We start from the raw sequence: 344 nt of genomic DNA on the forward strand, positions 1-344 counted from the left end.
CGGGCTTCGCTTTCAATAAGTTCTTCAAGAGCTTGTTTTTCAATATTTTCTAAGCTGCATTGAATTTCCTGATAGTCGAATACTCTAAAGCTTGTGCCATCTTCAGAAAAACTGGCTCTGAGAGCATCATGCCTTGCAACGGTTAGCTCAAGTGCATTGATGAGAGCAGGCACTCTGAGCTCTCCTTTAAACTTTAAGGTAAAGGATTCGTTAAAAGCGCTTGAAGCCTTTGGATCCATCAGGACAGACGACCATATTTCAAGTTGTGCTGCCGTGGACGGAACCGATTTTATCAGGGTCGGTTTTTGATCAGCAAAGGGGTCGAAATCTACCGAAACAGATTG

1 protein-coding gene is annotated in these 344 nt (G+C 43.3%); it reads right to left on the reverse strand.

From position 1 onward, the window contains the following. Window positions 1–296, reverse strand: a 296-nt coding sequence (locus A3757_RS28200; RefSeq protein ID WP_369819600.1) for a condensation domain-containing protein, incomplete at its 3' end; no start/stop codon positions are given. Between the last annotated feature and the right edge of the window lie 48 nt (window positions 297–344).

The organism is Oleiphilus sp. HI0117, from assembly GCF_001635235.1.